Here is a 7295-nt window from a genome sequence, read left to right on the forward strand (position 1 = left end):
GGTCGCGTCGGCAGGGCTTCGCCTACAGTGCCGGTGGCCGGGGGTCAAGTTCGCGCCGTACGAAACCGCCGCCTACCTGCATGTCCGCCGCGCGCGGACTTTACCCCCGGACACCGGTGCTGTACCCATCGGGCTGACGACGCGACCGAGGGGAACGAACCGCACCACCCCACAAACCGCAGCCGCTGAGCCCTGACCCAGCCACCCGAGGGAACCGCGCTAGTTTCCCTGAGGTTGCCGAGGCCCGCCGGAGGCCCGGCTCTTCACCATGGGTTTGACCTTGATCTTGCTGTTGATCTTGCCTGTGCTGTTGATCTTGCTTTTGATCTGGCCTGTGTCCTTGCTCTGACTTGCTGGAGTTGAAGAGGCCTGAGGCGGGGCGGGGTTGTGAACGCGAAAACCGGCAGCCGACAAACATACCCACCGCCCCGAACCCCGAACCGGTACAACTATGACCGAAGGCTGTAAAAAGCATTTAAGGCCCAAAAGCTAACCGCAGCCCGGCCCGCAAACCCCAGCCCCACCAAAGAAGATCCGAACCCCGATCAGCCCTCACCGGCGATCGGGATCGACAAAGGCTGCCGATCAGGTGATCGGCCACCCTTGGCGTTGGCGTTGGCGTTGGCGTTGGCCTTGCCGTTGCCGTTGCCGTTGCCGTTGCCGTTGCGGGCGGGGCTGCGGCGCGAAGTCCAGCTCCGCAGCTGGTCAAGTCGCCGAAGCGGCGGGCAACGCCGCGCAGAGTCCGGCTGCGGCCCAGGACTCGGCGGGCAGCGGCTTGTCCTGGGCCGGGGCGAACAAAGCCTGGCCGATGGCCGATCGGACAGCGGCTAAGCGAACTGCCCGAACCACTCCTCAAGCCCGGCCCGCACCGCCGCGATCCGCGCCACCACCGGCGACCGGTCGGCGGCGGTGCGGTCGCCGAGCTCGATGTAGCACTTGAGTTTCGGCTCCGTGCCGCTGGGCCGCACCGCGATCCAGCCGTGCTCCAGCGCCAGCCGCAGCCCCTGCTCCGGCGGCAGCGCCTGGCCGGCGGCTGACAGGTCGCCGACCTCGGTCACGGGGACGGCGCCGAGGGTGGCCGGCGGGGTGCGGCGCAGGGTGCGCATCATGGTCTGGATCTGCTCGGGGTCGTTGCTGCGGATCGAGAGCTGGGTGGTGACCAGGTTGCCGGTCACCTTGTCGATCTCGGCGAGGGCGTCGAGCAGGGTGCGGCCCTCGGCCTTCAGGGTGGCGGCGAACTCCGCGGCGACCAGTGCGGCCGTGACGCCGTCCTTGTCCCGTACGTGCGCGGAGTCGACGCAGTAGCCGATCGCTTCCTCGTAGCCGAAGGCCAGGTCGGGCACCTTCGAGAGCCACTTGAACCCGGTCAGGGTGCGGGCGTAGCCGACCTTCGCCTCGGCGGCGATCGCGGCCAGGCCTTCCGAGGACACGATCGAGGTCGCGAAGGTCCCGCGGCGGCCCTTGTTCGCCAGGTACCAGCCGAGGACCATGCCGACGTCGTCCCCGGACAGCCGCCGCCAGCCGCCGGGCGTCGCGGGGTCCGGCACGGCCAGGGCCATCCGGTCCGCGTCCGGGTCGTTGGCGATGATCAGGTCGACGTCGTGCTCGGTGGCCAGGGCGAAGGCCAGGTCGAGCGCTCCTGGCTCCTCCGGGTTGGGGAACGAGACCGTCGGGAAGTCCGGATCAGGCTTCTGCTGCTCCGGGACGCTGATCGGCTCGGGGAACCCGGCGTTGGTCAGGACCCGGTGGAACAGCTCGAAGCCGACGCCGTGCATCGCGGTGTAGACGAACCGCAGATCCCGGTGGGCGGACTGGGCGACCAGTTCCCCCGCCCGCGCCACGTAGGCGTCGATCACGTCCTCCGGTACCGCCGTCACGTCCCCGATCGCCCCGCGCGGCACGTCGGCCAGCGCCCCGACCGCGTCGATCCGCTCCGCGATCAGCGTGTCGTTGGGAGTCGTGATCTGCGAGCCGTCGCCGAGGTACACCTTGTACCCGTTGTCCCGCGCCGGATTGTGGCTCGCGGTCACCATCACGCCGGCCTGCGCCCCGAGCGCGAGCACGCTGTAGGCCAGCATCGGCGTCGGCAGCTCGCGCGGCATCAGGTACGGCCGGTGCCCGGCGCCGAGCATCACCTCGGCGGTGTCCTCGGCGAAGCGCCGGGAGTTGTGCCGGGCGTCGTAGCCGATCGCCACGACCTGCCCGGTGCCGTGCTGCCCGGTCACGAACGCGGCCAGCCCGGCGGCCGCGCGCAGCACCGTCACCCGGTTCATCCGGTTCGGGCCGGCGCCGAGTTCGCCGCGCAGCCCGGCGGTGCCGAACTGCAGGCGGCCGTCGAAGCGGTCCTCCAGATAGCCGTACGCCACCGAATCGCCGGACTCGGCCGCCGCCAGCAGCTCTTCGAGCTCCCCGCGGGTCGCCGGATCCGGGTCCTCGGCCAGCCAGGCCCGGGCCGCCGCGAACAACGCCTCGCTGATGGCGGTGCCGGTCGCGGCGGGGGTCGGAGTCGTCGCGGCGGCCGCGGCGTCGGTAGCCGCCCCGCCCGCGCTGTGTTCAGTCCTCTGCGTCATCGCGTCCCCTTCCGGGCCGGTCAGATCTTCGCCGGTCAGATCTTCTCGACGATGCCCTGCAGCAGCGTCCCCAGGGACGCCGCCGACGCCGCACCGGTCTCCATCACCTCAGTGTGCGACAGCGGCTCGCCGGTCATGCCGGCGGCGAGGTTCGTCACCAGGGAGATACCCATGACTTCGGCTCCGGCCTCACGCGCCGCGATCGCTTCCAGCGCCGTCGACATGCCGACCAGGTCGGCGCCCCAGGTGCGGAACATGCGGATCTCGGCCGGGGTCTCGAAGTGCGGGCCGCGCAACGCCAGGTAGACGCCCTCGGCCAGGGTCGGGTCGACCGTGCGGGCCAGCTCGCGCAGCCGGGCGGAGTACAGGTCGGTGAGGTCCACGAAGCGGGCGCCGACGATCGGCGACTCGTTCTGCAGGTTCAGGTGGTCGCTGATCAGCACCGGCCGGCCGACCTGCATGTCCGAGCGCAGGCCGCCGCAGCCGTTGGTGAGCACGACGGTCTTCACGCCGTTGGCCACCGCGGTGCGCACACCGTGCGCCACCGACGCCACGCCGCGGCCCTCGTACAGGTGCGTGCGCCCGAGGAACACCAGGACCTTGTTGCCGCCGACGGCCACCGAGCGCACCTTGCCGGCGTGCCCGATGACGGTGGACGCGGCGAAGCCCGGCAGGGCGTCGACCGGGGACTCCCAGTCCGGGGTGCCGAGCGCGTCCGCGGCCTCGGCCCACCCGGAGCCCATGACCACGGCGACATCGTGCCGTCCGGCCAGTTCGGTCAGGCGGGCGGCGGCGGTCTCGGCCTGCTGGTAGGGGTCCTGGGAGGCGTCTGCGCTGTTCGTCACCCGGTGAGCGTACAGCGCGCCGATCTCTCAACGGCGGCCGCGTCGCAGCGCCGTGTCAGACCGCCGCGAACCCCGGAGCCGGCTCCTCGCCGAGCGCACCGGCGTCCGCCGTGGCCGGGCCCACCGGCGCGTCCGCACGCAGGTTCCGCACCTGCGAGGACATGAACGTCAGCCCGGTCGCCCCGACGATCACCGCACCCGCCCCGAGCTGCACCGCCCGGGTCCCGAACGCGTTCGACGCCGGGCCCGCCACCAGCGAGCCGAGCGGCGAGGCGCTCAGCGAGCCCAGCGCGTCGTAGGAGTACACCCGGGCCAGCTTCTCCTGCGGGATGTGCCGGGTCAGCGCCACGGTCCACAGGATCATGAAGTACTCGCCGGAGAACCCGGCCAGCACCGACACCGCCGAGATCGCCCACAGCGGCCCGCCCAGGCCCATCACCACCGGCGGCAGCGCGAAGGCGAAGGTGAGGATGGTGCCGACGAACATCGGCCGCTTCACCTGGTACATCAGCCCGGCGATGCCGCCGAGCAGAATCCCCAGGCCGTCGCAGCTGATGATGGTCGCCCACGCCCCGGCGCCGCCGAGCCGGGCCTTGGCCACCTCCGGGCCCAGGACCGTGAACCCGCCGAACCAGCCGGCCAGTACCGCCGCGTAACAGGCGATGACCGCCCACAGCCAGGTGCGCGAGCGGACCTCGGCCCAGCCCTCGCGCAGCTCGTGCATCATGCCCGGCGCCTTCTCGGCGGCCCGGACCAGCGCCGGGACCGTGATCCGGACCAGCGGGGCGGTGCCGAGCAGCAGCAGGACCGCGTCCAGGCCCATGGCCTCGCCGGGCCCGAAGACCGTGACCAGGATGCCGCCGACCGCCGCGCCGAGCATCAGCATCGAGGACTGCGCCAGCCGGGACAGCGAGGAGGCGGCCTGCATCCGGTCCTCGGGCACCAGCCGCGGGATCAGGGACTGGGACGAGGGATAGAACAGCGCGCCGCCGGTGCCCATGAGCAGCGCGGCGAACAGCAGGTTCCAGGTGTGTGCGGAGTGCGTGAGCATCAGCACCGCGGCCAGGCCCTCGCCGGCGGCCGCGGAGAAGTTGGCGGCCATCATCACCCGCTGCGGCCGGAACCGGTCCGCCAGCACCCCGCCGACCAGGGTGAACACCAGCATCGGGGCCAGCTGCGCGGCCAGCACGAAGGAGACCGCGGCGGCGTTCCCGTCCGGGTGGCCGGCGGACTTGGTGACGGCCAGCACGGCGAAGGACAGGGCCACCGACGAGATGCCGGTCGCCGATGTGGACAACAGGCGTTCCAGCAGCACCAGCCGGAACTGGCTGATACGCAGGACGGTGAGGGATTCGCGGAAGGTCTCTTTGAGGGACTGCGATTCCGCTACCTGGTCGATTGAGGGCGCTTCCGCCTCGAAGTCTGGGGCGGTGTTGCTCACGGTTATCTACCTGGTTTCGTAATTGTCGCCGACCGATCCAGGCTATCCGGTGCTGCCAACAGCTTTTTGTGAGAGACAATGGTGCACGTGACTCGGATAGTGATCATCGGCGGTGGACCTGGCGGCTACGAGGCGGCCCTGGTGGCGTCCCGGCTCGGCGCGGAAGTCGTGCTGGTCGAACGCGAGGGGGTCGGCGGCGCGTCCGTCCTCACCGATTGTGTGCCGTCCAAGACGCTGATCGCCACCGCGGACGTGATGTCGTCCTTCGAGTCGGCCGAGGAACTGGGCATCCGCATCGGCGGGGTGTCGCTCGGTGGTAGCTGTGTGACGGGTGTGAACCTGGACAGGGTCAACCGCCGGGTGAAGAACCTCGCCTCGGCCCAGTCCGTGGACATCGCCGAGTCGCTGGCCAAGGCCGGGGTGCAGATCGTCAAGGGCCGGGGCCGGCTGACCCCGGACCGCCAGGTCGAGGTGGACCTGCCGGACGGCACCGTGGCGCTCTACCACGCCGACGTGATCCTGCTGGCCACCGGCGTGCGCCCGCGCGAGGTGGCCGAGGCCATGCCCGACGGCGAGCGCATCCTGAACTGGAAGCAGGTCTACAACCTCAAGGAGCTCCCGCCGGAGCTGATCGTGGTCGGCTCGGGCGTCACGGGAGCCGAGTTCGCCGGCGCCTACCAGGCCCTCGGCTCGGCGGTCACCCTGGTCTCCTCCCGCGACCGGGTCCTGCCCGGCGAGGACGCGGACGCCGCCGAGGTGCTGGAGAGCGTCTTCCGCCGCCGCGGTATGCGCGTCCTGTCCCGCTCCCGCGCCGCCTCCGCGGTCCGCGACGGCGACCGGGTGATCGTCACGCTGGAGGACGGCCGCACGGTCGAGGGCTCGCATGTGCTGATGGCCGTCGGCTCCCTGCCCAACACCGAAGACCTGGGCCTGGAGGAAGCCGGCGTCGAGCTGACCAAGACCGGCCACATCGACGTGGACCGGGTGTCGCGCAGCACGTCGGCGCCGGGCGTCTACGCGGCCGGCGACGTCACCGGCGTGCTGCTGCTGGCTTCGGTGGCCGCGATGCAGGGCCGGATCGCGATGTACCACGCGCTCGGCGAGGCGGTGTGGCCGATCAACCTCAAGCGGGTCTCGTCCAACATCTTCACCAGCCCCGAGGTGGCCACGGTCGGCCAGACCAACGCCAACGCGCACCACGACTCGCCCGGCTTCAACGAGTACAAGCTGGCGCTGGACTCCAACCCGCGGGCGAAGATGCTGGACTTCAAGGACGGCTTCGTGAAGCTGTTCTCCCGCAAGGGCTCGGACACGATCGTCGGCGGCGTGATCGTGGCGCCGCGGGCCAGCGAGCTGATCCACCCGATCACGATGGCCGTGGACCTGCACCTGACGGTGGACCAGGTGGCGTCGGTGTTCACCGTGTACCCGTCGCTGTCCGGTTCGATCGCCGAGGCCGCGCGCCGGCTGCACGCGGATGTGAAGGACGAGGACTGAGCGGTGGCGGTGCTGCATCGCCACTCGCCGTCGCTCAACATCGCTCATCGCCGCGCATCGTCGCCGCCGGAGGGCTTGTCTGAGCTCTGATATCGCTGCCAGGATGGTCGCTCCGCGAGTTACCGACCGGTAGCGGCATGGGGGGCGACACACGTGAAGGTCTCGCTGCACAGCACCAAGGCACAACTGGCCGCCGCACTCGTGGTGGGCGGCATCGTGGTCGGCGCGGCGGTGTACTGGGGCTCCGGCACCAAGGGCGGCGACACGGACCCGTGCCAGGCGGCATCGCAGAGTCCTGCGGACCAGACCGGGGCGAAGCTGTGCAAGGCGTTGCAGCACGCGGGGCTTCCGTCGTTGCTGGGCGTGCCGTCGGCGAAGGCGGTGTACGCCGGACAGATGGCGGCGCCGGGAAGCACTCAGGAAGTCCACGTGGAGTGGAACGCGGGCCAGTACGCGGTGGTCCTGTCGACCAGCCAGACCGGCACGGTGCAGGGGACCGAGCAGATCGCCGGCCACCCGGCGGCGTTGTTGTCGGGCACATCGAGCGGGCACCAGGTGAACCGGCTGGAAGTGGCCTGGAGAGCGGCTGGCGGCGCGGGGGTCTACGCGGTGGACGTGATGATGGCGGACGGGTCCACGATCGCGCAGAGTGATGCTGGGCGGCTGGAGCGGGCGGTCGCGGCGAAGGTGTTGCCGGGGCTGCCGGACTGGCACGCGGGCTGAGCTTCCCGCCTCATCGCATCCAGTCCGGCGCCCGCGCTTCAATCACTCGCCGCAGCTCACTCGCCGCAGCTCACTCGCCGCAGCTCACTCGCCGCAGGTCATCAGCCGCAGGTCGTCAGTCGCAGCGCAGCTGTCGCAGCTCACCAGTCGCCGCCGCCGCCCCAATCCGAACCACCGCCGCCGGAGTCACCGCCCCCGCCGCCCCAGTCCGAGCCGCCG

At 71.1% G+C, this 7295-nt stretch carries 5 protein-coding genes; 2 read left to right on the forward strand and 3 right to left on the reverse strand.

Annotated features, from left to right (window positions below):
• Positions 1 to 827: 827 nt before the first annotated feature.
• Genes KGQ19_RS46325 through KGQ19_RS46335 form a run of 3 tightly spaced genes read right to left on the reverse strand, consistent with a single transcriptional unit; the run spans position 828 to position 4856 of the window.
• The gene (locus tag KGQ19_RS46325) at positions 828 to 2570 is read right to left on the reverse strand and encodes a phospho-sugar mutase (protein ID WP_212021619.1); all 1743 of its coding nucleotides are present in this window, start codon (positions 2568 to 2570) and stop codon (positions 828 to 830) included.
• A 35-nt stretch (positions 2571 to 2605) separates the two neighbouring features.
• Positions 2606 to 3415, reverse strand: coding sequence for a purine-nucleoside phosphorylase (locus KGQ19_RS46330; protein ID WP_212021621.1), 810 nt, complete (start codon positions 3413 to 3415; stop codon positions 2606 to 2608).
• 55 nt (positions 3416 to 3470) lie between these two features.
• Positions 3471 to 4856: an MFS transporter gene (locus KGQ19_RS46335; protein WP_212021623.1), complete on the reverse strand. Its 1386-nt coding sequence runs from the start codon at positions 4854 to 4856 to the stop codon at positions 3471 to 3473.
• Positions 4857 to 4934: 78 nt separating this feature from the next.
• Between KGQ19_RS46335 and KGQ19_RS46340 the strand changes: the two genes are divergently transcribed.
• Both KGQ19_RS46340 and KGQ19_RS46345 read left to right on the forward strand, forming a co-directional pair.
• Positions 4935 to 6353, forward strand: a complete 1419-nt coding sequence (locus tag KGQ19_RS46340; RefSeq protein ID WP_212021625.1) for an NAD(P)H-quinone dehydrogenase — start codon at positions 4935 to 4937, stop codon at positions 6351 to 6353.
• Between the two features lie 153 nt (positions 6354 to 6506).
• Entirely contained in the window at positions 6507 to 7076 is a 570-nt protein-coding gene (locus KGQ19_RS46345; protein WP_212021627.1) for a DUF6215 domain-containing protein, read from the forward strand.
• Positions 7077 to 7295 lie beyond the last annotated feature (219 nt).

The sequence above is a fragment of the Catenulispora pinistramenti genome (assembly GCF_018274385.1).
In the GTDB taxonomy this organism is placed as follows: Bacteria; Actinomycetota; Actinomycetes; order Streptomycetales; family Catenulisporaceae; genus Catenulispora; species Catenulispora pinistramenti.